Here is a 23835-nt window from a genome sequence, read left to right on the forward strand (position 1 = left end):
CTCCCGCCGCCGGAACGCGGCAACCCCCAGGGAGGACAGATGCACAGTTCGATCCGATCGGCGCTGCGCGCGGCCGGAGCCACGCTGCTCGCCACCGTCACCGTCGCCGCCGCGACCCTGTCCGGGGCGGCACCCGCCTCCGCCGCCCCGGCCGGACTGCCCGGCATGGACGTCTCCAGCTACCAGGGCAACGTGAACTGGTCCGGGGCGTGGGCCAACGGCGCCCGGTTCGCGTACGTCAAGGCGACCGAGGGCACGTACTACACCAACCCGTACTTCGCCCAGCAGTACAACGGCTCGTACAACGTCGGGATGATCCGCGGCTCGTACCACTTCGCCCGCCCCGACACCACGAGCGGCGCCACCCAGGCCAACTACTTCGTCGACCACGGCGGCGGCTGGTCGAAGGACGGGCGGACGCTGCCCGGCGCGCTGGACATCGAGTACAACCCGTACGGCGCGACCTGCTACGGCCTGAGCCAGGCGTCGATGCGCAGTTGGATCGCCTCGTTCGTCAACCAGTACTACGCCCGCACCGGCCGGTGGGCCACCATCTACACCACCACCGACTGGTGGAGCACCTGCACCGGCAACACCTCGCAGTTCGCCGCCAACAACCCACTGTGGATCGCCCGGTACGCGAGCAGCGTCGGCACGCTGCCCGCGGGCTGGGGCACGTACTCGTTCTGGCAGTGGTCGTCCTCCGGGGTCTTCCCCGGTGACCAGAACGTCTGGAACGGCTCGCTCGACCGGCTGCGCGTCCTGGCCTGCAACGGACCCTGCTGACCCCGGCCCGGGCGTGGCGGGCGGTGCCGGTCCCGCCACGCCCGGCGTACCGGCCGATCCGGCGCTCCCCTTCCGCGAGGAGGTTGCGATGTCCGTTCCCGTACCCCGGCGGACCGTGCTGCGCGGCGCGGTCCTGCTCGGTGCCGCCGCCGGCGTCGGCGCGCTGACCCAGATCGGCTCCGGCCCCGGCGCCCGGGCCGCCGCCACCAGGGTCGACCAGCCGACCATCGCCAACTGCGCGACCTGGGGCGCCCGCCCGCCCTCGTCGCCGGTGAGCGTGGTGACCAGCCGGCCCAACAAGATCATCGTCCATCACACGGCGTTCCCGAACACCACCGACTACAGCCTCGCCCAGGCGTACCGCAACTCCCGCGACATCCAGAACCTGCACATGGACGGCAACGGATGGCTCGACTCCGGGCAGCACTTCACCAACAGCCGGGGCGGCTACCTGACCGAGGGCCGGCACGGCAGCCTCTACGCGCTGCTGCACGGCCAGACGATGGTGCAGGGCGCGCACTGCGTCGGGCAGAACAGCCAGGCCATCGGCATCGAGAACGACGGCATCTACGTGGACGTGCAGCCGCCCCAGGCGCTCTGGAACAGCCTCGTCACGTTCTGCGCGTTCACCTGCCAGCAGTACGGCATCGCGCCCACCGAGATCTACGGGCACAAGGACTTCAACAACACGCAGTGCCCGGGGCTGCTGCACGACCGCCTGCCGGAGCTGCGCCGTACCGTCGCCGCCCGTCTCGGCGGCTGACCACGGGGGTACGCGGGGCGCCCGGGTGCGACGGGCGCCCCGCGTTGCGCGCGCCCACTGGGTCAGCGCTCGCTTATATAAGCTGAGTCTGATACAAAGGGGTCGTGCACGCCTTCGACGTTCTCGGCGACCCGGTCCGCCGCCGGATCCTGGAACTGCTCGCGGACGGCGAGCAACCCGCCGGCACGCTCGGCGAGACCGTGCGGCGCGAGTTCGGCATCAGCCAGCCCGCCGTCTCCCAGCACCTCAAGGTGCTGCGCGAGCACGGCTTCGCCACTGTGCGCGCCGAGGGCACCCGCCGCCTCTACGCCGTGGATCCCGGCCCGCTGCGCGAGATAGACGCGTGGCTGGACGGGTTCCGCCGCTTCTGGACGCCGCCACTGGCGGCGCTCGCCACCGAGCTGGCCCGGGGCCGCCGCGAACGACGGCTGCGTGAGGACACCACCGACGACGAGAGGACCGAACCATGATCGACGTGACCGGACAGATCAGCGCCGTCGAGCGCCGCATCGGCGACCGTACGCTCCCCGCAGGGCGCGCGCGGGTGCTCACCATCGCCCAGACGTACGACGCGCCGGTGGCCGACGTCTTCGACGCGTGCACGAACCCGGAACGGATACCCCGCTGGTTCCTGCCGGTCTCCGGCGACCTGAGCCTCGGCGGCCGGTACCAGCTGGAGGGCAACGCGGGCGGCACCGTCGAACGCTGCGACCCGCCGCACGGCTTCGCCGCCACCTGGGAGTTCGGCGGCGAGGTGAGCTGGATCGAGGTACGGCTGCGCGAGGCGGGACCGGGGCGTACCCGCTTCGAGCTGGAACACGTCGCGCACGTCGACGACCAGCGGTGGGCCGAGTACGGTCCGGGCGCGGTCGGCATCGGCTGGGACCTGGCACTGGTCGGTCTGGCCTCCCACTTCGCCACCGACGGCACGGGCGTCGACCCGGCCGCCGCAGCCGACTGGATGGCCTCACCCGAGGGTCTGCGCTTCGTCACCGAGTCCAGCAGAAGCTGGACGACGGCAAGCATCGAGGCCGGCACTCCCACCGAGCAGGCCCAAACGGCAGGCACCCGAGTAACCGCGTTCTACACAGGCGCCCCCACTCCCTGACCACCCCACCCCTCCCCTCCCCGCCCCCCCGCCCCCTCCCCGTCGATCTTGCACTTTGCGCCCACAGAATGTCCGATAGGCACGTTATGAGGGGCACCAAAGCGCAAGATCGACGATGAGGGCGGCTCAGGTCTTGGAGATCTTGGTAGGGAATGGCCCTCATGAGGGCCCGTTCGCTCCAAGATCTCTCGGGATCTCGTGATGCGGGACGGCCTTCTCTGCAGTCAAGATGCGCGGCCGGCTCGGGCAGGCGAATGTGGCTCGACGTCGCGAGGCGCGCGTGGTCGGAATGTCGACGTGAGCGGACGAGCCGAGGCAGCGGGCGGGGAGAGCGGGGCCGGACGGAGATGTCCGTGGTGGACGGTGACGCCGGTGTGCCGTCCCCGGGGTGAAATGCGGCGGTGGGATGTCGGTGGGGTGGGGCAGACTGCGGGGCATGCCGATCCGCTCCGTCACCGACCTGACCACTGCACTCGACGCCGGGCAGACGGTCAAGTACCTGCACTTCTGGGGGCACCGGCCACGGCCTGACGGCAGCGTCGGCGCGAGCTGCCTGAGCCAGTGGTGGCCGGCGGCGTTCACAGTCGACGGCCGGGAGTTCGCCACCGCCGAGCACTGGATGATGTGGCACAAGGCCACGCTCTTCGGGGACCACGCGATCGCTGAGCGGGTGCTGGCCGCCGGGCATCCGCACCGGGCCAAGGCGCTCGGCCGGCAGGTCCGCGACTTCGACGAGGCGACCTGGACGGCCCGCCGCTACGAGATCGTGGTGGCCGGCAGCGTCGCCAAGTTCGGCCGGCACGAGCCGTTGCGGCGGTTCCTGCTCGGCACAGGCGACCGGGTGCTCGTCGAGGCCAGCCCGACCGACCGGATCTGGGGCATCGGCCTGACCGCCGACGATCCACGGGCTGCCGACCCGGCTACCTGGCGGGGCGACAACCTGCTCGGGTTCGCCCTGATGGAGGCGCGCGCCACGCTCGCCGGCCGAGGGGGTGACGCCTGACCCCGGGCCGGGGGTCCGGGTAACGTGCTGCGGCGTGACCGCGTACTCGCACTGCTCGTTCTGCGGCGCTGCCTACCCGGCGGACTCCGGGTGGCCGCGTGTCTGTTCCTCCTGCGGCGAGACGGTGTGGCGCAATCCGCTGCCGGTGGCGGTGGCGGTGCTGCCGGTCCGCATGCCGGAGGGGCTCGGCGTGGTGGTGGTACGCCGCGACATCGAACCGGCCCGGGGGCAGCTCGCGCTGCCGGGCGGCTTCATCGAGTACGGCGAGGAGTGGTCCGAGGCGCTCGTGCGTGAGCTGCGCGAGGAGACCGGGCTGCGGGCCGAGGCCGGCGAGGCGCGACTGTTCGCGGTGCACGGCGCTCCGGCGGGCGGCACCATGATGGTCTTCGGCGTGCTGCCCGAGCGGCCGGTCGGTGACCTGCCGCCGTCGGCGCCGACCGAGGAGGCCACCGAGTGGCTGGTGCTCACCGATCCGGTCGAGCTGGCCTTCTCCACGCACACCCGGGTGCTGGCCGACTTCCTCGCCGAGCAACGCCCGATCTGACCGGAACCGGGGGCCGCCCGATCTGACCGGAACCCGGGGGCCGCCCGATCTGACCGAGGCGACCCCGGGCAGCGCCCGGCCCTGACCGCGACGAATCCGGCAGCGCCGGACGGCCCGGCACGCTCCAGCCCGGAAACGGGCGCGGCGGGGTCAGACGCGGGCCGGGACCGGCTGGGGTGAGAACGGCACGGCGGCCGGCGCCTCGGTCTCCGGCTCGCCGGCCGGGTGCCGCCACAGCCCGCGCCGCCGCAGGATCGGCAGCACGCCCTCGCCGAACCAGTACGCCTCCTCCAGGTGCGGGTGGCCGGAGAGGATGAACTCGTCCAGGCCGAGCGCGTGGTACTCGGCGATCCGGTCGGCGACCTCGGTGTGGCTGCCGACCAGCGCGGTGCCCGCGCCGCCGCGTACCAGGCCGAATCCGGCCCACAGGTTCGGCGAGACCTCCAGCCCGTCGCGGGAGCCGCCGTGCAGGTCGAGCATCCGCCGCTGCCCTTCGGACTCGCTGCGCCGCAGCCCTTCCTGCACGGCGCGCACGTCGGCCTCGGGGATGCCGTCGAGCAGTTTGCGCGCCTGGGCCCACGCCTCCTCGGCGGTGTCCCGGCTGATCACGTGCAGCCGGATGCCGTACCGCAGCTCGCGGCCGGCCTCGGCGGCGAGCCCGCGGATCCAGTCCAGCTTGCCGGCCACCTGCGCGGGCGGCTCGCCCCAGGTCAGGTACACGTCGCTGTGCCGTACCGCCACCGGCCCGGCCGCGCCGGACGAACCGCCGAAGTAGACCGGCGGCACCGGGTCGGGCACCCGGCCGAGCCGGGCTCCCTCGACCCGCACGTGGGCGCCGTCGTGGTCGACCGTCTCGCCGCGCCACAGCGACCGCACCACGTGCAGGAACTCGTCGGTACGCGCGTAGCGGGCGTCCTTGTCCAGGAAGTCGCCGTACGCGCGCTGCTCGGCGGACTCGCCGCCGGTGACCACGTTGAGCAGCAGCCGCCCGCCGGACAGGCGCTGGAACGTGGACGCCATCTGCGCGGCGAGGGTGGGTGAGAGCAGGCCGGGCCGGAACGCGACGAGGAACTTCAGCCGCTCGGTGACCTCGGTGAGCATGGCGGTGGTCAGCCAGGCGTCCTCGCACCAGGCGCCGGTGGGGGTGAGCGCCCCGGCGAAGCCGAGCTGCTCGGCGGTGCGGGCGATCTGCCCCAGGTACGCGACGCTCGCGGGCCGTGCGCCGCCGGCGGTGCCGACCGGTACGCCGTGGCCGCCGCCCACGATGTCCCGGCTGTCGCCGTAGGTCGGCAGGAACCAGTGGAAGGTGAGCGACATGGTGTACCTCCGGTGCGGGATCGGGCGGGTCGCCTCCTGAGTGGTGGGACGACCACGCCGACACACTACCCATAAAACCTATCGGGTTGGTAGGTTGCTGTCGCCCGCCGACGGCCGGGCCCATCCCTCCCCGAGGAGTCGCCATGCGTACCCCCAGATCGCGCCGCCGGCCGGTGGCCGCGCTGCTCACCACCCTCGCGCTGCTCGCCGCGACGGCGCTGACGGCCTGCGGCGGCGAGGCGGCCGACGCCAGTGGCGGCGGCGACGGCCCGCTGCGGATCGGCTATCAGCGCTTCGGCGGGCTCAGCCTGGTCAAGGCGCGCGGCGACGCGAAGAACGTCACCTGGTCGCTGTTCGAGAGCGGCCCGGCCCTGACCGAGGCGCTCAAGGCGGGTTCGATCGACATCGGCCAGGTGGGCGAGGCGCCGCCGGTGTTCGCCGCCGCCGGGAAGATCCCGTTCTCCGTGGTCGGCACCTCCCAGCCGATCCCGCAGGGCGAGGCGGTTCTGGTCAAGGCGGACAGCCCGTATCGTGGATTCGCCGACCTGCGCGGGAAGACGGTAGCGCTGAACAAGGGCTCCAACGTGCACTGGCTGCTGGTGAAGCTGCTGGAGGCGAACCGGATGACGCTCGCCGACATCAAGGTGAAGTACCTCAAGCCCGCCGAGGGACGGCCCGCGTTCGACAACGGGCAGGTCGACGCGTGGATCATCTGGGATCCCTACTTCGCGCTGGCCGAGCAGCCCGGCGTACGGGTGCTCGCCGACGCGACCGGCCTGGCCGGCAACCGCGAGTACGTGCTGGCCGCGCCGGATGCGGTGAAGAACCGCACCGACGACGTACGGGCGTTCCTGGACACGTACCGGCAGACCACCGACTGGGGCATCGCCCACCCGGCCGAGCGGGCCGCCGTCCTCGCCCCGGAGCTGAAGATCCCCCTCGACGTGACCACCCGGGCGCTGGCCCGCAGCGCCAAGCCGCTCGCCCCGGTCACGCCGGAGATCGGCGCCGAGTTGCAGGCCATCGCGGACAGCTTCGTGGAGCTGAAGCTGGTGCCCGGACCGGTCGACATCGCCGGGCGGGTGGACGGCCGGTTCAACGAGGCGTTCCAGTGAGCGGTCCGGCGCTGGCCGAGGCGAGTCCTGCGGTCGTACCCGATCGGGTGACGCCGCGGCGGTCGCGGGCCCGCGCCCCGCGGCGGTGGCGGCGCACGGCAAGCCCGGTCGTGCTGGTCCTCGCCTGGGAGGCCGCCGCGCGGACCGGGCTGCTCGCGCCGGAGAAGCTGCCCGCGCCCAGCGCGGTGCTGGCGACCGGGTGGCGGCTGGCGAGCGACGGGACGCTCGGCGTGCACCTGCTCGACTCGCTCACCCGCGCCGCGCTCGGCCTGCTCATCGGCGGCGGCCTGGCGCTCGTGCTCGGCGCGGCGGCGGGGCTGCTGCGCCTCGGCGACGATCTGGTCGACCCGCCGGTGCAGATGGCCCGGATGCTGCCGCACCTGGGACTGGTCCCGCTGCTGATCATCTGGGTGGGCATCGGCGAGTCGTTGAAAGTCACGCTCGTGGCGCTCGGCGCGTTCTTCCCGATCTACTTCAACACGTACGCCGGCATCCGCGACATCGACGAGCGGCTGGTGGAGGCGGCGCGCACCTGCGGTCTCGGGGCGGTGGCCCGGCTGCGGCACGTGGTGCTGCCCGGCGCGCTGCCGGCGCTGTTCCTCGGGCTGCGGCTGGCCATCGGCGCGGCCTGGCTCAGCCTGGTCGTCGGCGAGCAGGTGAACGCGCAGACCGGCGTCGGCTTCCTGATGATGGAGGCGCGCGAGTTCAGCCAGACCGACGTGGTGGTGCTCGGCCTGCTCATCTACGCGCTGCTGGGGCTGGCCTCCGACCTGCTCATCCGGTACGCGGAGAGGAGGACGCTGGCGTGGCGACGCGGACTGCGCGCGACCTGACCGGGCCGGTGCTCACCGCACGCGCGGTGACCCGGTCCTTCGGCCCGTCGGTGGTGCTGGCCGGGGTCGACCTGACCATCGGCGACGGCGAGACGGTGGCGCTGCTCGGCGGCAGCGGATCCGGCAAGAGCACGCTGCTGCGCGTGCTCGCCGGGCTCGACGGCGACGCGGGCGGCGAGCACGTGCTGCACGGCACCGCCGCCGTGGTGTTCCAGGAGCACCGGCTGCTGCCGTGGAAGCGGGTGGCAGACAACGTGGCGCTCGGGCTGACCGGACCGGACGTGGGCGACCGGGTCGGCCGCGCGCTGGCCGAGGTGGGTCTCGCCGACCGGGGCCGGGCCTGGCCGGCCGAACTGTCCGGCGGGCAGGCGCAGCGGGTCGCGGTGGCCCGCGCGCTGGTCCGCGAACCGGACCTGCTGCTGCTGGACGAGCCGTTCGGCGCGCTGGACGCGCTGACCCGGCTGCGCATGCAGGGGCTGCTGCGGCGGCTGCGCGCCCAGCACGGCTTCGCCGCGCTGCTGGTCACCCACGACGTGGAGGAGGCGCTGCTGCTGGCCGACCGCGTCCTGCTCCTCGACGACGGCGTGATCGCCGAAGAGGTGCCGGTACGCCTCGGCCCGTCCCCGAGCCCCGACGACCCGGCCCTCGGCGCGCTGCGCCGCCACCTGCTCGACCGCCTCGGCGTACCCGCCGGCTGACCGCGAGGGAGAACCCATGACCCGCTGGACACCCGACCCGACCTTCTATCCCTCCCCCGCGCTCGCCGCCGCCGCGCCGGCCGAGAAACTCGCGTACGTCGCCGCGTTCGACCGCGCCGGGCAGCGCCCCGACGCCATCGCGGTGCTCGACACCGACCCGGACTCCGGCTCGTACGGCCGGGTGGTGGGCTGGACCGAGCTGCCGGACACCGGCGACGAGCTGCACCACTTCGGGTGGAACGCGTGCAGCAGCGCACTCTGCCCGACCGCGCCGCACCCGCACGTGGAGCGCCGCTACCTGATCGTGCCGGGCCTGCGCTCGTCCCGGATCCACGTGCTCGACACCAAGCCCGACCCGCGCCGCCCCGAGCTGGTCAAGGTGATCGGAGCGGAGGAACTCGGCAGGCGTGCCGGGTACTCCCGCCCGCACACGGTGCACTGCGGGCCGGACGGCATCTACGTCTCCGCGCTCGGCGGCGCCGACGGGCAGGAGGGGCCGGGCGGCATCGCCGTGCTCGACCACACCACGTTCGAGGTACGCGGCGCGTGGGAGGCCGACCGGGGGCCGCAGTTCCTGGCGTACGACTTCTGGTGGCACTACACGCAGGACGTGCTGGTCACCAGCGAGTGGGGCACGCCGTCGATGATCGAGGACGGCATCGTCGGTGAGCTGCTGCTGGGCCGCCGGTACGGGCACGCGATCCACTTCTGGGACCTGGCGAGGCGCCGGCACGTGCAGCGCGTCGACCTCGGCGACCAGTACCAGATGCCGCTGGAGCTGCGTCCCGCGCACGACCCGACGAAGTCGTACGGCTTCGTCGGCGTGGTGATCAGCGTCGAGGACCTGTCCGCGTCGATCTGGCTGTGGCACCGCGACGGCGACGCCTGGGCGGTCACCAAGGTGATCGACATCCCCGCCGAGCCGGCCGACCCGGCCGACCTGCCGGAGCTGCTCAAGCCGTTCGGGGCGGTGCCGCCGCTGGTCACCGACATCGACCTGTCCGTTGACGACAGGTTCCTGCACGTCTCCTGCTGGGGCACCGGCGAACTGATCCGCTACGACGTCAGCGACCCGTTCCACCCGGTACGCGTCGGCTCGGTACGCCTCGGCGGCATCGTCAACCGCACCCCGCACCCGGCGTTCCCGGACGAGCCGCTGGCCGGCGGGCCGCAGATGGTCGAGATCAGCCGCGACGGCCGCCGCGTCTACGTCAGCAACTCGCTCTACGGCGCCTGGGACGACCAGTTCTACCCCGACGGGGTGGGCGCCTGGGTGGCGAAGCTCGACGTCGACCCGGAGCACGGCGGCCTCGTGCCGGACCCGCGGTTCTTCCCGCGCGGCGAGGAGTTCCGCGGCCTGCGCGTACACCAGACCCGGTTGCAGGGCGGCGACGCCTCGTCCGACTCGTACTGCTTCCCGTGACCGGCGCGACCTGGGCGGCGCTGGCCGGCCTCGGCGCGTTCCACGGCCTGAACCCGGCGATGGGGTGGCTGTTCGCGGTGGCCCGGGGCCTGCAGGAGCGCCGCCGGGCCGCGCTGCTGGCGGCGCTGCCGCCGATCGCGGCCGGTCACCTGGCGTCGGTGGCGGTGGTCGCCGCGCTGGTCAGCGCCACCCGGTCGGTGACGGCGAGCACGCTGGTCGCGGTGACCGGCGGGGTGCTGCTGGTCGGGTTCGGGCTGTGGCGGCTGCTGTCCGAGCGGCACTTCCGGTGGGCCGGGATGCGGCTGTCGGCGGCGCAGCTCACCGCCTGGTCGTTCCTGATGTCCGCGGCGCACGGCGCGGGCCTGATGCTGCTGCCGGTGCTGCTCGCCGAACCGGCGGCCGGCGCCGGCCCGCACGCCGGGCACCTCGCCGCCGCGCCGGCCGGCGCGCTGACCGGCCTGCTCGCCGCCGCCGTGCACACAGTCGCCATGCTCGCCGTCGCGCTGGTCGTGGCCCTGCTGGTGTACGAGGTGCTCGGCGTCGGTGTGCTCCGCCGGGCCTGGTTCAACGTCGACCGGCTGTGGGCCGGTGTGCTCGTGGCGGCCGGCGTGGTGACGCTGATCGCTACGGCGTGAGGTCGCCGCCACCTGCGACGGATCGATGAAAAGTCCTACTGATTGAATAGGAAAGGCAGCGTCGCCTACCCCGGAGGTCAGCCGTGAGTCAGTCCCCGTCCCCCGCCGAAGCCGTCCACGACGCCGACCGCAGCCGGCAGTGGCTCGCCGGGCAGGCGCACGGGCCGGGCGTCGACCGCGACCGGCTGCTGGAGGTGGGCGCGGCCATGGCCGCGGTGACCGCCGCCGCCGCGGAACGCGAGCCGGTCGCGGTGGCGTCCGCGCCGGTCGGCGTCGACCCCGGCGCGCCGATCGTCAAGCCGCTGCCGGCGGACCTGCTGCGCCCGCTGGACACCAACGCCGAGATGCGCTGGCCGTCGATGGCCGGCCAGGGGTACGTGGTCCCGATCGACCGCTTCTTCGTCCGCAACCACACGGTCACGCCGCACCTGGACGCGGCCACCTGGCGGCTGCGCCTGTTCGGCGACGGCCTGCGCGGCGCACCCACCCGGGACAACCCGGTCGAGTTCGACCTCGACGAGCTGCGCCGGCTGCCCGCCGAGGAGCACGCGGCGCTGCTGGAGTGCGCCGGCAACGGGCGGCGCTACTTCGCCGAGCAGCAGGACGAGCCGACCCCGGGCGTGGCGTGGGGGCTGGGCAGCGTCGGCGTGGCGCGGTGGCGGGGCGTGCGGCTCGGCACGGTGCTGCGCCTGGCCGGGCTGCGCGACGAGGCGGTCGACGTGATGCCCGAGGGCCTCGACCCGGACTACGTCTCCGGCGGGGTCAACCTCGGCCGGGTACGCCGCCCGATGCCGGTCGCGAAGGCGCTCGACGACGTGCTGCTGGCGTACGAGATGAACGGCGAGCCGCTGCCCCCCGACCACGGCTTCCCGGTGCGGGTCGTGGTGCCCGGCTGGGTCGGCATCTCCTCGATCAAGTGGGTGGGCGCGATCGAGGTCTCCACCACTCCCCTGTTCTCGCCGTGGAACACGCAGTTCTACCGGATGTTCGGCCCCGGCCACCCGGCCGACGGCACAGTGCTCACCGCCCAGCCGGTACGCAGCGCGTTCGAGCTGCCCTGGGACGCCCGGGTGCCGGCCGGCGAGGAGATGCTGCTGACCGGCCGTTCCTGGTCCGGCAACGGCCCGATCGCGCACGTCGAGGTGGACACCGGCGACGGGTGGCGCCCCGCCGACCTGGTCGCCGCGGACCGGGGCGGAGCCTGGCAGCGCTGGACCGTCAGGTGGTGCCCCCCGGCAGCGGGCCGGCACGTCCTGCGCGCCCGCGCCACCGACTGCACGGGCGCCGTCCAGCCCGACCGGGCCGCGCCGAACGACCTCGCGTACCTGTTCGACGCCGTCGTGGCCCACCCGGTGACCGCCTGCTGACCGCCGCTCAGGTGGTGCTGAGGTAGGGCGGCGGCACGGTGTCGGTGAGCCACACCCCGTTGGCCGAGCGGTAGAACAGGTACCCCGCCTCGGCCATCGCCGCCGCGTCCACGGTCAGCACCACCACCGCGCCGCCCCGGCGCGCACCGACGCGCCGGGCCGTCGCCACGTCAGGCGACAGGTGTACGTGGTGCCGCCCGCCCCGGCGCAGCCCCTGCGCCCGGATCGCGTCCAGCACGGCCTCGCCGGTGCCGTGGAACAGCCGGGGCGGCGGCGCGGCCGGGGTGAGGCCGAGGTCGACCGGAACGGAGTGCCCCTGGTTGGCGCGGATCCGGTCGGCCCCGTCCGGACCGGCCTCCACGGCGAAGCGCTGCTTGTCGTTGCCCGCGACCACGGCGTCCAGCTGGGCGCGGCTGATCCTCAGCCCGGCGAGCACGTCCGCCACCGGCACCCAGCCCGCCCGGTCGAGTCGCAGCCCGAACGTGTCGGGCCGGTGCCGCAACGCCAGCGACAGCCGCTTGCTCACCCGAACGAGATCGCGATGTTCCACCCGCCCAGTCTGATTCCGCCCTCGTCCCTTGTCGACGCAGTTCCCCTGCCCGCTCTCCCTCTCAGCCCTCGCCCTCCCGGCCTCGCCTCCCCCCGCCGCTCCCGCGTCGCCTGGCCTCGCCCCCGCCTTTCCCGCGTCGCCTCGCCCCGCCTCGCCCCGTCGATCTTGCGGTTTCTGCCCCTCGGATGCCCGGTTCGCACTCTTTGCCGGGGCAGGAAGCCCATGATCGACGAGCCGGGGAGCCGAGGGTCGGGACGGAGGCGGGAGGGCGGGAGGGGCGAGGGTCAGGCGGCGGCCCGCTCCGGGAGGGGGCGGCGGCGGTGGGACGGGTCGGTCAGCGTGGGCGGGGACCAGGCGCCGTCGGGCTGGTAGAGATTCGTACCGGGCGGGACGATCTCGTCGATCCGGTCCAGCACCGCGTCGTCGAGCGTCAGCTCCGCCCCGGCGAGCAGCGCGTCCAACTGCTCCATCGTGCGCGGTCCGATGATGGTCGAGGTGACCGCCGGGTGCGCGGCGGCGAACGCCACGGCGAGTTGCGGCAGCGTGCAGCCCACCTCGTCGGCGAGCGCGACCAGTTCCTCCACGGCGGCGTATTTGGCGGTGTTGCCCGGCAGCGCCGGGTCGAACCGGGCCGGGGTGAGCGCCGGGCGGCCCGCGCCGAGGTCGACGGGCCGGCCCTGCCGGTACCGGCCGGACAGGAACCCGGAGGCCAGCGGGCTCCACACCAGCACACCCATCCGGTAGCGGCGGCAGACCGGCAGCACCGACGTCTCGATGCCGCGCGCCAGGATCGAGTACGGCGGCTGCTCGGTGCGGAAGCGGCCGAGCGCCCGCCGTTCGGCGACGTGGTGCGCCTCCACGATCTCCTCGGCCGGGAAGGTCGAGCAGCCGAACGCGCGGATCTTCCCGGCCCGGACCAGGTCGGTCAACGCGCCGAGCGTCTCCTCGACGTCGGTGGTGTGGTCGGGACGGTGCACCTGGTAGAGGTCGATCCAGTCGGTGCCGAGCCGACGCAGGCTGTCCTCGACCGCCCGGACGATCCAGCGTCGCGAGTTGCCGCCCCGGTTGGGCCCCTCCCCCATCGGGAAGTGGACCTTCGTGGCGAGCACCACGTCGTCGCGGCGGCCGCGCAGGGCCTTGCCGACGATCTCCTCCGACTCGCCGGCCGAGTACATGTCGGCGGTGTCCACGAAGTTGATCCCCTGATCGAGTGCCTTGTGGACGATCCGGACGCAGTCGTCGTGGTCGGGGTTGCCGACCGCACCGAACATCATGGTGCCGAGGCAGTGGACGCTGACCTCGATGCCGGTGCCGCCGAGGACGCGATAGCGCATGTGAACTCCCTGGGTTGCACCGCGCCGGCCGGGTGGCGCGCGGTCCGGTCACGGTAGGAGTTCGAGTGCGCTGGAGGTCAACTCTCGGCCGCGGGTTCCGCGCTGCCGGCGAGGTAGCCGGCCGCCTGCAACTCGAACAGCTCTCGGTAGAGCCCGCCCTGGGCCATCAGCGTGTCGTGGTCGCCTGACTGCACGAGCCGGCCGTGGTCCATCACGAAGATCCGGTCGGCGTGCCGGACGTTGGCGAGCCGGTGGGTGATCAGCACGACGGCCCGGTCCGGGTGCCGCCGCAGGTGCTGGAAGAGGGCGTGCTCGGCACGCGCGTCAAGCGCCGCGGACGGCTCGTCGCAGATCAGCAGCCGGGCGTCACGGTAGAGGCCGCGTGCGGCCACCAGCCGCTGCCACTGCCCACCGGACAGGTCCTGGCCGTCCTTGAACTGCCGGTCCAGCAGCGTGTCGTACCCGAACGGCAGCTCGCTGATCATGTCGTGCGCGGCGGCGTCGCGGGCGGCGGTCTCCACGCTGGGTCCCTGCGCGCCGGCACGGTCGTGGCGGCCGACGCGGATGTTCTGCCGGGCGGTGAACGGGAACCTCCACCAGTCCTGGCTCATCACCGCGACCTGGGCGGCGGTCTGGCGTGGATCCAGTTCGGCGGCGTCCACGCCGTCCCAGCGGATCGTGCCGCCGGTGGGCCGGTAGAGGCCGGCGATCAGCTTGGCGAGCGTGGTCTTGCCGGAGCCGTTCTCCCCCACCAGCGCGATCACCTCACCGCGCCGGACCGTGAGGCTGACCTCGTCGACCGCCGCGCTGTCGGTGTCCGGGTAGCGCAGGCTGACCCGTTCGACGTCGATGCGCGTGAACCCGTCGACCGGCAGGTGCCCGCCGGCCGGGATCCGCCGGGTCGCCCGGTCGAGGAAGTCGCGGTAGTCCTGGTAGTAGAGGGCGTCCTCGTAGAGCGAGTTGGTGGCGAAGATCGCCGTGCGCAGGCTCGTACGCGCGGACTGGAGCGCCAGCAGCGCGGTGGCCGCCGCCGCGAGCGCCACCACGCCCCCGACGAGCAACGTCCCCAGAACCGCGTAGAGCCCGAACGTGGCGATCCCAGTGACGGACAGGCCGATCGCCCGGGTGATCGTCTGCGCCCGGGCCAGGCGCAGCTCGGCGCGGGTCTCCAGGCGCGTCATGAGGTGGTACTCCGAGAGCAGGAAGTCGCGCATCTGGTAGGCGCGGATCTCGGCCGCGGTGTGCCGGTTGGCCATCAGGTCGCCCAGCATCCACTTGCGTCGCCGCCGGGTGATCCGGGCGAGCCAGTCGACGTGCTGGCGGCGGGCCATCCGTACCGCCGTCACCGCCTCCGGCGCGGCGGCGACGACCAGGCAGGGCAGCAGAAGCGGGTGGATGATCGTCACCGCGGTAGCCGTGGCGATCACGCCGACCACACCGGTGACCAGGTTGACCGTGTCGTTGACCAGGGAGCCCGCCTCGACCAGTCCCCGGTCGCGGGCGCGGTCCATCTCCTCGGCGAAACCGGCGTCGTCGAAGGCGGCCAGCTCCACCGCTGAGGTCGTCTCGAACAGCCGCCGCTCCACTGTGAAGTTGATCTGCGGTACGAGCCGGGCCTGCGCCCATCCGGCGGCGATGGTCAGTGCGCCGCGCCCGGCGACGGCGGCCGCCGCCAGCGTCAGGGCGGGCAGCGCCGCCCGGATGCGGTCCGGTGTCGGGCCGGCGGCGAACAGCTGGTGGAGCACTCCGGTGGTGGCGAGCAGGCCCAGCGTGGTGAGCACACCGGCGGCGACGTTGAGACCCAGCGATGCGGCGGTGTCCCGGCGGCTGGTCGCCCAGGCGAGGGTGATCGCCTCGCGGATCAACGCGGGCAGCCGGCGTGCCACCGACCAGAATCCGGTGTGGGCCAGCTCGGTGGCCCGGTGCATCCAGTGCGGATCGACCAGCTCGGGCAGGGTCGTCTCCCCCACCGGCTCCTCCGGGTCGGACGGTGGACGAGGGTGGATCACCCCGGCCATGGCACCCCCTCGACGCGTTCGGGCAGCAACGCTGGATACTACGTTCCGCTATCGAAATATGTCATTCAGTAACCGGCGTGTCGTACAGACGTCCCAACGGCGTGTCCCGCGGCGGTGACCGGAAAGACCCGCCCGCACGGTGGTCGCCGCCGGGTCGCGTCGCGCGCGACCGGTCCGGGTGGCAGGCTTGTGAGGTTCGCCGGCGCGCGCCGGCCGACCGCCCGTCGTGAAGGAGAAGATCGACCCGATGGCTGTGGACGTCACCACCACCGACGAATGGCAGGCGCTGCGCAAGCACGCCGAGGCGATGCGCGCCACGCACCTGCGCGACCTGTTCGCCGCCGACGGGCAGCGGGGTGAGCGGCTCACCGGTGAGGTCGCCGACCTGCACGTGGACTACAGCAAGAACCTGGTCACCGACGAGACCATCGCGCTGCTCGGCGCGCTCGCCGAGCGGGTCGGCCTGACCGACCGGATCGCGGCCATGTTCGCCGGCCGGCACATCAACGTCACCGAGGACCGGGCGGTGCTGCACACCGCGCTGCGCCTGCCGGCGGACGCGTCGCTCACCGTGGACGGCCAGGACGTGGTCGCCGACGTGCACGCCGTGCTGGACCGCATGTCGGCGTTCGCGCAGCGGGTGCGCTCCGGCTCGTGGCGGGGCCACACCGGCGAGCGGATCACCACCGTCGTGAACATCGGCATCGGCGGCTCCGACCTCGGGCCGGTGATGGCGTACGAGGCGCTGAAGGCGTACCGCGACGCGGGCATCAGCTGCCGGTTCGTGTCGAACATCGACCCGACCGACATCCACGACAAGACCGCCGACCTGGATCCGGCGAGCACGCTGTTCGTCGTGGTGTCCAAGACGTTCTCCACCCAGGAGACGATCGCCAACGCCGACCAGGCGCGGCGCTGGCTGCTGGCCGGGCTGGACGCCGACGACGACGCGATCGCCCGGCACTTCGTCGCGGTCAGCACCAACGAGCAGCGGGTCCGCGACTTCGGCATCGACCCGGAGAACATGTTCGGCTTCTGGGACTGGGTGGGCGGACGCTACTCGCTGCCGTCCGCGGTCGGCCTGTCGGTCATGCTGGCGATCGGGCCGGACCGGTTCCGCGAGATGCTGGCCGGCTACCACGTGGTCGACGAGCACTTCCGGTCCGCCCCGGTGGAGCGCAACGTGCCGGCGTTGCTCGGCCTGCTCAACGTCTGGTACACCGACTTCCTCGGCGCGGAGACCCACGCGGTGCTGCCCTACTCGCAGTACCTGCACCGGTTCCCCGCCTACCTCCAGCAGCTCACCATGGAGAGCAACGGCAAGTCGGTACGCGTCGACGGCTCGCCGGTGACGTACCCGACCGGGGAGATCTTCTGGGGCGAGCCGGGCACCAACGGGCAGCACGCGTTCTACCAGCTCATCCACCAGGGCACCCGGCTGATCCCGGCGGACTTCATCGCGTTCAGCCGGCCCAACCACGACCTGGGCGACATGCACGACCTGTTCATGTCGAACTTCTTCGCCCAGACCGCCGCGCTGGCGTTCGGGCGGACCCGGGAGCAGGTGGAGGCCGAGGGCACCGCGCCCGAGGTGGTGGCGCACCGGGTGATGACGGGCAACCACCCGACCACCTCGATCCTGGCGCCGAAGCTCACCCCGGCGACGCTGGGTCAGCTGATCGCGCTCTACGAGCACATCACGTTCACCGAGGCCGCGATCTGGGACATCAACGCCTTCGACCAGTGGGGTGTGGAGCTGGGCAAGGTGATGGCCAACCAGCTCGCGCCGAAGCTCACCGGGCCGGATCCGGACCTGGCCGACGTGGACACCTCGACCGCCGAGCTGATCCGCCGCTACCGGGCCGAGCGCGGCCGGAGCTGACCGCGCGCCCGTGGCGTCCCGCGTAGACCGGGCGGGACGCCACGGGTCAGCGGCGCAGCAGGTCGGCGTGCGCGGCGCGCAGCCGGGTCAGCGCCGCGTCGCCGGCCGGCGCGCGGCGGTCGAGTTCGGCCCACGCCTCGGCGAGCGCGTCGGCCAGCGCCCGCAGCTCGGCGGCGTGCCGCCGGCTGGACTGCCGGTGCAGCTCCTCCAGGCGGCGGGCCCAGCCGGCGCTGATCGCGGCGACGCGTTCGGCGTCGGCGCGGGCCTGGGCGCCGGTGCGGGCGGCGGACGCGGGCACGATCGCGGCGACCGGCCGGGGGTCGCCGTCGCGGGTGACGACTGTGACGGTGTCGGTCAGCTCGGCCAGGGAGACGAGCTGGGTGAGCCGGGTGCGGACCTCGCGCAGCGGCAGGGCGCGCGGCTGGGGGGACCGGTCGGCCAGTGCGGGGACAGCCATGGACAGATGTTCACGTCCGGGTACGACAATTTCCCGGTCAGGCGGTCCACTCCGGCGCCAGCACGGACCAGACCTCCAGGTCGGCGCGGCCGTCGGGCGTCGGTGCGGCGCCGCGCATGACGCCGTCGCGGCTCATGCCGAGCCGCCGCGCGACGGCGATGCTGCGGTCGTTGCCGGCCTTCGTGACCCACTCGACGCGGTGGATGCCACGCTCCCGTACCGCCCAGTCGATGACGAAGCGGGCGGCGCGGGTGACCAGGCCCTGTCCCTCGGCGCCGGGTTCCAGCCAGCAGCCGGCCTCGCACACCCCGCGTTCGGTGCTCAGCGACACGAACAGCACGCCGCCGACGAGCGTGCCGCGCTGCCAGATGCCCCAGATGCCGCCGTCGTCGCGGGCCCACCGGTCGGCGTACGCCTGGAGGACCTTGCGTGCCGACTCGGCGTCGGTGGCGACGAAGGACGCGCCGACCCAGGGCGAGATGTGGTCGCGGCAGCGGTCGAGGTTGGCCAGGAACTCGTCGGCGTGCCAGGGCGACAGTGGACGCAGCTCGGCGTCGTCGGTGAGGGCGTGGGCGAACATCAGGGGAAGCTAGCAGGACCGTCGCGCTTTTGTCGGTCGGTCCCTCTACGGTCTGCGCCGTGAACGCCGTCCAGACGTACCGATATCTTCAGCCGTCCGCGCTGCGCGCCGCCGGTCTCGACCTGCAGACCTGCGGCGGCCCGGCGGCCAACCCGCGCTTCTTCGCCGGTTTCCTCACCGCTCCCGCCGCGGCGGCGGCCGGGCTGCTCGCCGTCGCCGAGGTGGCCCGCACCCGCTACCACCAGCCGGTCAACCCGGCCAGTCTGGACCCGGTGGTGACCGGCAGCCGCGGCCGCCTGCGGTTCGAGTCGTTCTCCGGCTGCTGCGGGGTGTACGCGCGGATGGACGTGCTGCCGGCCGGGCTGGACGGGGAGATCAGCGGCCACGGCACCACGAACGTGGACGTGAACCCGCCGCTGCGGGAGGCGCTGGCCCGGGTGGGCGGCATCGAGCCGCTGCACGTGGCGGTCGGCCCGGACGACCTGACCGTCTCCACCATGGACGGCTCGGTGGTCGAGCGGAAGGTGCCGCTGCCCGGCCGCTGGCTGCGGGGCTTCGCCGAGGTGCACGTGCTCACCGCCGGCTTCGAGCCGCGCGCCGAGATCGCGGCGGCGGAGGCGGCGGCGTTCCTGCGCCGGCTGCCCGCCGCCGGCGACCGGAGTGTGCTGTGGGCGGTGCCCGCCGGGCGTACGCTGCGGCTGACCTCCCGCCCGGTGCCGGGCGCTGTCTGCCTGGCCGGCGCGGGCCGGCTCGCGGCGCTGCGCGGCGTGCTGCGGCACACGCGCACCCTGCGGGTGTACGGCCCGGCGGTGCGCGCCGGTTCCCCCGCCGTGCCGAGCACGTGGGAGCTGGACACCGGGGCGTTGCGGCTGTCGCTGACGCTGTCCCCCGAGCCGTACCGGGGTTTCTCCGGTGAGGGCGCCGCCCTGGCGGCGCTCGCCGGTGACGACGTGGTCGACGACGCGGAGCTGGTGGGCGCGCTGCTCAACTGGGATCCGGCGATCGACGTGGCCGCGCTGGCCGACGCCGCCGCGCTGCCCGACGAGCGGGTGCGTGCCGCGCTCGCCCAGCTGGGCACCGCCGGGCGGGTCGGGTACGACGTGGCGGACGGGGCGTACTTCCACCGGGTGATGCCCTACGACGCGGGCCGCGCGGAGCGGGACAACCCGCGGCTGGTCGGCGCGCGTGCGCTCGTCGAGCGCGGCGCCGTCGAGCGCGACGGCGAGAACGCGACGGTACGCACCGATGCCGAGACCTACCGGGTACGCCGGCACCCGGACGGCGCGTACTCCTGTTCCTGCCGCTGGTGGGCGCGGCACCGCGGGCAGCGAGGGCCGTGCCGGCACGCGCTGGCCGTGTCGATGGTCGCGGCGCCGGTGGGGGCGCTGTCGTGACCGGCTTCGTCGAGGCGGTGGTGCGCGGCAGGATGTCGCAGGTCCGGTCGGCCCTGGCCGGGTTGGACGAGCCGGCCCGGCGGGCACTCGGCGACGAGCTGGTCGCCGACGTGCGCCGCAGGCGGGACGCCTGGTGGTGGCAGGGCGAGGCGGCGACGCTGGCGGTCGCAGCGGTGGGGACGCTGAGCACCCCGACGAAGGTGGCCGCGCTGCTCGGCCGCCGCTCGGTCTGGCTGAACGGCGTCGACGCGGCGCCGGTGGTCGACGTCGCCCGGGAACGCGGGGTGACCTGGCTGGCCGACGTGGCGTACAAGCTGGCCGACCGGCTCCCCCGGGACCGGATGGTCGCGGGCTGGCGGTTCGTCGCCGGCCTCCTGACGGCCGAGAAGGCTCCGCCGCCGACCGGGGACGACTTCGTGCGAGGCTGGGCCGCGGCGCAGGGCTGGCCGGACCCGCGCGGGACGCGACCGCCGACCGTGGACCGGCTGCGCGCGGACCCGTTCCTCGACGCGCTGTTGCCGCGCCTGTTCGAGGTGGACGGGGTGGGCACCGAGCTGGCCCGCGGCGACGGTACGGGCACGGAGGCGGTGCCCCGGGCACTGGTGGCGCTGGCCGCGGAGGGCCGGCTCGACCGGGCGGTCCTGCTCAACGGCGTCCTGGGCCGGCTGTTGCGTGGCGACCGGCCGGGCGCGCTGCGCCCGTTCCTGGTCCTGCACGACCTGCTGGCGCCGACCCCGGACGAGGTGGCCGTGCGGTCGAGCGCCTACCTGCGGCTGCTCGCCGACGGCCCCGGGCCGGTGGCCCGCGCCGCTCAACGGACGCTGCGGCAGGCCGGTGACGTCGCCGAGCCCGAGGCACTGTGGGAGGCCGCCCGGACGGTGCTGGCCCGGCCGGAAAAGGCGCTGGTCCGGGCGCAGGTGTCCTGGCTCGACCGGCTGGCCCGGCAGCACCCGGACCGGGCCCCGGACATCGGTGCGGTGCTCGCCGTGGCGGCCGGCCATCCGGACGCCGGCCTGCGTGAGCGCGCGCTGACGCTGGCGCAGCGCCACGGTCATCGGCCGGTGGCCGTCGCCTCAGTGGCCGAGGCCCGCGACGACCTGCCGCCGCCGCTGCCGGCAGCGGCCGCGCCGCCGCCGATCCAGGACGTGGACGAACTGGTGGAGGAGGTCGCGGCGTCGCTCGGCCGACGCTGGCCCGCGCTGACGGCGGAACGCGTCATGGACGGGCTGGTCCGGCTCGGCACCGCCGACCGCGAACGGCTCGCGGCGGCGCTCCTGCCTGTGGTGCGCCGCGAGCGGGTCGGCGCGTACGACCATCCCTGGTCGGTGTTCAACATCTCGGTCCAGATGCACGGGCTCCTGCTGGCCGTCTGCGGCGCGGCCGAGGCGGCGACCCGCCGCGACCAGTGGAGCACGCTGCTGGCCGAGTCCCGCCCGCGCGCGCCGCTCCCGTTCCGGGGTGGTCCGCCGGTTCCGGCCACCCGCCGGCCCGCGCCCGTCCAGCTCGCCTGCACCCGGCTGGCCGAGATCGGGCAGCGGCTGGACGGCCGCGACGATCCGGGCCTGCTGTCCGCGCCGACCTCGGTCACCGGGGCGATCGAGCCGGTGGCGCTCTACGAACGGCTGGCGGCGCTGGGTGACCGTCCGGTGTGGCGCTGGGATCTCGCGCAGGCTCTGCTGCGCCTGCCGGCCGGCGTCGACGGGCCGCTGGCCGAACGCGCCGCGGCGCTGCGCACGCCGGCTGGTGACGAGCTGGCCCGCTGGCTGCGCGGCGACGCCGTGCCGGCCCCCGCGCAGCAGGTGGTGACGGTGGGCCGGCGGGCGCGGTCGGCCGGGTACGACTGGGGCTACGACCAGTTGCCCGAGGGCCGGACGCTCGTCGCGCTCACCCCGCCGGACGGCGTCGAGGACCGGCTCGGCCTGCTCACCCTGACGCCCACGCCGATCGGCCGGTGGACCGACGGCTGGGGTGACGTCTGGCCGGCCGTCCTGCCCGGCCACCGGGGCGTGGTCGCCGCTCACCTGCTGCCCGAGGTGGCCGGCGCGGCGCAGGAGGACACCCTCGGGCACGCCGCGGCCCTGCCGGTGCTGGCCGAGTGCACGGGCGCGGGCGGACCGGCCCTCGATCTGGCGCTGGCCTACGGGTTGTGCGCCCGCCACGAGGCGGACCGGGTGGCCGCGCTCGACGCGGTGCTGATCCTGGCCGCCGCCGGTGACCTGGACGCGCCGGCGACCGGCGGGCACCTCGGCGCGCTGGCGTCCGGCGGGCAGGTGACGCTGACCCGGGCGGTCACGCCGCTGCGCGACGCGGTGGCGGCGGGCGCCCCGCTGAGCGTGTGGCGGCTGCTCGCCTCGGCGTTGCCGCCGCTGCTCGGCGCGCCGACGCCGCCCCGGGGCACGCCGGACCTGCTGGCGCTGGCGGCGGACACGGCGACCGCGACGGGCGTGCGGATCGAGGTACCGGGGCTGGCCGACGTGGTGGCCCGGGGCGGCGGCAGCCGGCTCGTCGCCGAGGCCCGCCGGCTCACCACCGCCCTGGCCGCCTGAGCCGGCACGTCGTCGCACGGGCTGGCGTCGTCGGGTGTCAACCGCCGGGCAGCGCCCACGGCCACAGCCACGGCGGTCAGATGATCAGGTGGGTCCAGTACGTGAGCCAGACCGCGAACAACGCGCCCTGGAGCAGCGCCAGCGCGGCGGTGAGCCAGCCGTCGAGGCCGGGCCGCCGCGACCAGCGGGCCAGCACGAACGCGACCGGGAAGGCGGCGAGCAGGTAGCGCAGCAGGCTCTTGTACACCGGCGGCCCCATCGACAGCGGCACCAGCACCATGACGAGCGTGTAGACCAGGTACGGCCAGTCGGCGCGGCGGCGCAGCCCGACGACCGCCACCGCCAGCGTCGCCACCGCGATCCAGACCCGCAGCGCGTCGGCCGAGTTGCCGCCGGTCAGCGCGGACGCGGCCGTCGCGATCGGGTTCTGCAGCCGGATCCCCCAGCCGGTCTCCTGGGCGTGCTGGTAGGCGAACCAGTCGCCGCTCTGCCAGCGGCAGAAGGCCATGAACGTCAGCCAGCCCGCCGGGACCAGCAGCAGCGGCCAGCCCTGCCGCAGCAGCCGCGGCCACGCCCGGGGTCCGGCCCGCCAGCCGTGTTCACGCAGCAGCACCAGCGCCAGCGGCACCACCACGAGGAACCCGACCGAGCGGCTCATCGCCAGGAAGTAGCCGACGACGCCGACGAGCAGCCAGCGGCTCCGCTCGGCGTACCAGAAGGCGGCCAGCGCGAGGCAGACGAACAGCGACTCGGTCAGCGCCGCCTGGAACAGGAACGCCGTCGGCAGGAGCAGCAGGTACCGGACCGCTCGCCGGCCGTCGGCCGCTCCCGCGCCGCCGAGCAGCCGGCCCCCCAGCCGGTACGCGTAGTAGAGCTGGAACACCAGCGCCACGTTGCTCACGAGCAGCAGCGCCCATGCGGTGTGCCCGCCGAGCAGCGGCGCGAGCGGCCGGGCCAGGAACGGGTACAGCAGCGGGAAGCCGAAGTCGGGCCAGGGCCGGTCCAGCGGCAGCCGGGCCAGGTGCTCGTAGAGGAACGAGTCCCAGGCGAACCAGAGCGAGAACCAACGGTGGGACGAGATCGCGTCCTGCTGGGCCCGCATCGCGGTCTCGTCGGCCGGCGGCGCGCCCGGCACTCCGTCCCAGGCGGTGAGCACCAGCACGCCGATCAGGCTGAGCACGAGCTTCGAGCCGGCGAAGACGGCGAGCACGAATCCCCACGGCTCGGGCAGCCGGCGGGCGACCGAGACTCCCCGCGACCACCACCGGGTACGCCCGGCGCGCGCCCCGCCGCCGGGGTCGACCCGCCGTTCGTCCGCCATCGCGCTCCCACCGTCCGGCCCTCGGGCCGACTCGCCCGGCCGCAAAACCCGGTGCGCGTTCCCCGTCCGGACCGGTCCACACCCGGCGCAGCCGTCGCGGATCGGCGCTGATCGGCAGGTGAGGACGCCGCCAGGGTGGGTATGCGCGCTGCCGCATCGGC

At 74.2% G+C, this 23835-nt stretch carries 22 protein-coding genes; 15 read left to right on the forward strand and 7 right to left on the reverse strand.

The annotated features are described in order from the left end of the window. The first annotated feature begins 39 nt into the window (after positions 1 to 39). The 6 genes from MICAU_RS17800 (at position 40) to MICAU_RS17825 (ending at position 4204) form a co-directional block, all read left to right on the forward strand. Positions 40 to 786: a lysozyme gene (locus tag MICAU_RS17800; protein ID WP_013286728.1), complete on the forward strand. Its 747-nt coding sequence runs from the start codon at positions 40 to 42 to the stop codon at positions 784 to 786. Positions 787 to 874: 88 nt separating this feature from the next. Next, positions 875 to 1549, forward strand: coding sequence for a peptidoglycan recognition protein family protein (locus tag MICAU_RS17805; RefSeq protein ID WP_013286729.1), 675 nt, complete (start codon positions 875 to 877; stop codon positions 1547 to 1549). Between the two features lie 104 nt (positions 1550 to 1653). After that, positions 1654 to 2019 carry an ArsR/SmtB family transcription factor gene (locus tag MICAU_RS17810; RefSeq protein WP_013286730.1) on the forward strand — a complete coding sequence of 122 codons (366 nt, stop codon included), beginning with the start codon at positions 1654 to 1656 and terminating at the stop codon, positions 2017 to 2019. Next, complete coding sequence (locus tag MICAU_RS17815; protein WP_013286731.1) at positions 2016 to 2657, forward strand: SRPBCC family protein; 642 nt, start codon at positions 2016 to 2018, stop codon at positions 2655 to 2657. The genes MICAU_RS17810 and MICAU_RS17815 overlap by 4 nt, the downstream gene beginning before the upstream one ends. Before the next feature lie 406 nt (positions 2658 to 3063). Further along, positions 3064 to 3660 carry a riboflavin biosynthesis intermediates N-glycosidase gene (gene ybiA / locus MICAU_RS17820; protein WP_013286732.1) on the forward strand — a complete coding sequence of 199 codons (597 nt, stop codon included), beginning with the start codon at positions 3064 to 3066 and terminating at the stop codon, positions 3658 to 3660. Between the two features lie 34 nt (positions 3661 to 3694). Then, on the forward strand, positions 3695 to 4204 hold the full coding sequence (locus MICAU_RS17825) for an NUDIX domain-containing protein (protein ID WP_013286733.1): 510 nt from the start codon (positions 3695 to 3697) through the stop codon (positions 4202 to 4204). 150 nt (positions 4205 to 4354) lie between these two features. Here MICAU_RS17825 and MICAU_RS17830 read toward each other — a convergent pair whose 3' ends face one another. Further along, the gene (locus MICAU_RS17830; protein WP_013286734.1) at positions 4355 to 5521 is read right to left on the reverse strand and encodes an LLM class flavin-dependent oxidoreductase; all 1167 of its coding nucleotides are present in this window, start codon (positions 5519 to 5521) and stop codon (positions 4355 to 4357) included. A gap of 143 nt (positions 5522 to 5664) precedes the next feature. Between MICAU_RS17830 and MICAU_RS17835 the strand changes: the two genes are divergently transcribed. From MICAU_RS17835 to MICAU_RS17860, 6 genes are all read left to right on the forward strand, one after another. Next, positions 5665 to 6636: a sulfonate ABC transporter substrate-binding protein gene (locus MICAU_RS17835; protein WP_013286735.1), complete on the forward strand. Its 972-nt coding sequence runs from the start codon at positions 5665 to 5667 to the stop codon at positions 6634 to 6636. Further along, the gene (locus tag MICAU_RS17840) at positions 6633 to 7469 is read left to right on the forward strand and encodes an ABC transporter permease (protein ID WP_013286736.1); all 837 of its coding nucleotides are present in this window, start codon (positions 6633 to 6635) and stop codon (positions 7467 to 7469) included. The genes MICAU_RS17835 and MICAU_RS17840 overlap by 4 nt, the downstream gene beginning before the upstream one ends. Next, positions 7442 to 8167 (forward strand): ABC transporter ATP-binding protein, encoded by a 726-nt coding sequence (locus MICAU_RS17845; protein WP_013286737.1) that lies wholly within the window; start codon positions 7442 to 7444, stop codon positions 8165 to 8167. Before MICAU_RS17840 ends, MICAU_RS17845 begins: the two co-directional genes overlap by 28 nt. A 16-nt stretch (positions 8168 to 8183) precedes the next feature. Continuing rightward, the gene (locus MICAU_RS17850; RefSeq protein ID WP_013286738.1) at positions 8184 to 9590 is read left to right on the forward strand and encodes a selenium-binding protein SBP56-related protein; all 1407 of its coding nucleotides are present in this window, start codon (positions 8184 to 8186) and stop codon (positions 9588 to 9590) included. Then, entirely contained in the window at positions 9587 to 10225 is a 639-nt protein-coding gene (locus tag MICAU_RS17855) for a hypothetical protein (protein ID WP_013286739.1), read from the forward strand. Before MICAU_RS17850 ends, MICAU_RS17855 begins: the two co-directional genes overlap by 4 nt. Before the next feature lie 83 nt (positions 10226 to 10308). Next, the gene (locus MICAU_RS17860) at positions 10309 to 11592 is read left to right on the forward strand and encodes a sulfite oxidase (RefSeq protein ID WP_013286740.1); all 1284 of its coding nucleotides are present in this window, start codon (positions 10309 to 10311) and stop codon (positions 11590 to 11592) included. 7 nt (positions 11593 to 11599) lie between these two features. Here MICAU_RS17860 and MICAU_RS17865 read toward each other — a convergent pair whose 3' ends face one another. The 3 genes from MICAU_RS17865 to MICAU_RS17875 all read right to left on the reverse strand — a co-directional run bounded on the left by MICAU_RS17865 (position 11600) and on the right by MICAU_RS17875 (position 15494). Beyond that, a complete protein-coding gene (locus MICAU_RS17865; protein WP_013286741.1) occupies positions 11600 to 12142 on the reverse strand; it encodes an RNA 2'-phosphotransferase in 543 nt (180 codons plus the stop codon). A 284-nt stretch (positions 12143 to 12426) separates the two neighbouring features. Beyond that, on the reverse strand, positions 12427 to 13476 hold the full coding sequence (locus MICAU_RS17870; protein WP_013286742.1) for an aldo/keto reductase: 1050 nt from the start codon (positions 13474 to 13476) through the stop codon (positions 12427 to 12429). Between the two features lie 77 nt (positions 13477 to 13553). Then, entirely contained in the window at positions 13554 to 15494 is a 1941-nt protein-coding gene (locus MICAU_RS17875; protein WP_013286743.1) for an ABC transporter ATP-binding protein, read from the reverse strand. Positions 15495 to 15741: 247 nt separating this feature from the next. Here MICAU_RS17875 and pgi point away from each other — a divergent pair, with 247 nt between their 5' ends. Continuing rightward, positions 15742 to 17376 (forward strand): glucose-6-phosphate isomerase, encoded by a 1635-nt coding sequence (gene pgi, locus MICAU_RS17880; RefSeq protein ID WP_041799264.1) that lies wholly within the window; start codon positions 15742 to 15744, stop codon positions 17374 to 17376. A gap of 46 nt (positions 17377 to 17422) precedes the next feature. Here pgi and MICAU_RS17885 read toward each other — a convergent pair whose 3' ends face one another. Next, the gene (locus MICAU_RS17885; RefSeq protein ID WP_013286745.1) at positions 17423 to 17833 is read right to left on the reverse strand and encodes a hypothetical protein; all 411 of its coding nucleotides are present in this window, start codon (positions 17831 to 17833) and stop codon (positions 17423 to 17425) included. Positions 17834 to 17870: 37 nt separating this feature from the next. Next, positions 17871 to 18413 (reverse strand): GNAT family N-acetyltransferase, encoded by a 543-nt coding sequence (locus tag MICAU_RS17890; protein ID WP_013286746.1) that lies wholly within the window; start codon positions 18411 to 18413, stop codon positions 17871 to 17873. 59 nt (positions 18414 to 18472) lie between these two features. Between MICAU_RS17890 and MICAU_RS17895 the strand changes: the two genes are divergently transcribed. Both MICAU_RS17895 and MICAU_RS17900 read left to right on the forward strand, forming a co-directional pair. Then, positions 18473 to 19807 carry an SWIM zinc finger family protein gene (locus MICAU_RS17895; protein ID WP_013286747.1) on the forward strand — a complete coding sequence of 445 codons (1335 nt, stop codon included), beginning with the start codon at positions 18473 to 18475 and terminating at the stop codon, positions 19805 to 19807. Further along, positions 19804 to 22353, forward strand: a complete 2550-nt coding sequence (locus tag MICAU_RS17900) for a hypothetical protein (protein ID WP_013286748.1) — start codon at positions 19804 to 19806, stop codon at positions 22351 to 22353. The genes MICAU_RS17895 and MICAU_RS17900 overlap by 4 nt, the downstream gene beginning before the upstream one ends. Before the next feature lie 76 nt (positions 22354 to 22429). Here the strand turns inward: MICAU_RS17900 and MICAU_RS17905 are convergent, their stop codons facing one another. After that, on the reverse strand, positions 22430 to 23674 hold the full coding sequence (locus MICAU_RS17905; RefSeq protein WP_013286749.1) for a hypothetical protein: 1245 nt from the start codon (positions 23672 to 23674) through the stop codon (positions 22430 to 22432). Between the last annotated feature and the right edge of the window lie 161 nt (positions 23675 to 23835).

It is taken from the genome of Micromonospora aurantiaca ATCC 27029 (assembly GCF_000145235.1).
Lineage (GTDB): Bacteria > Actinomycetota > Actinomycetes > Mycobacteriales > Micromonosporaceae > Micromonospora > Micromonospora aurantiaca.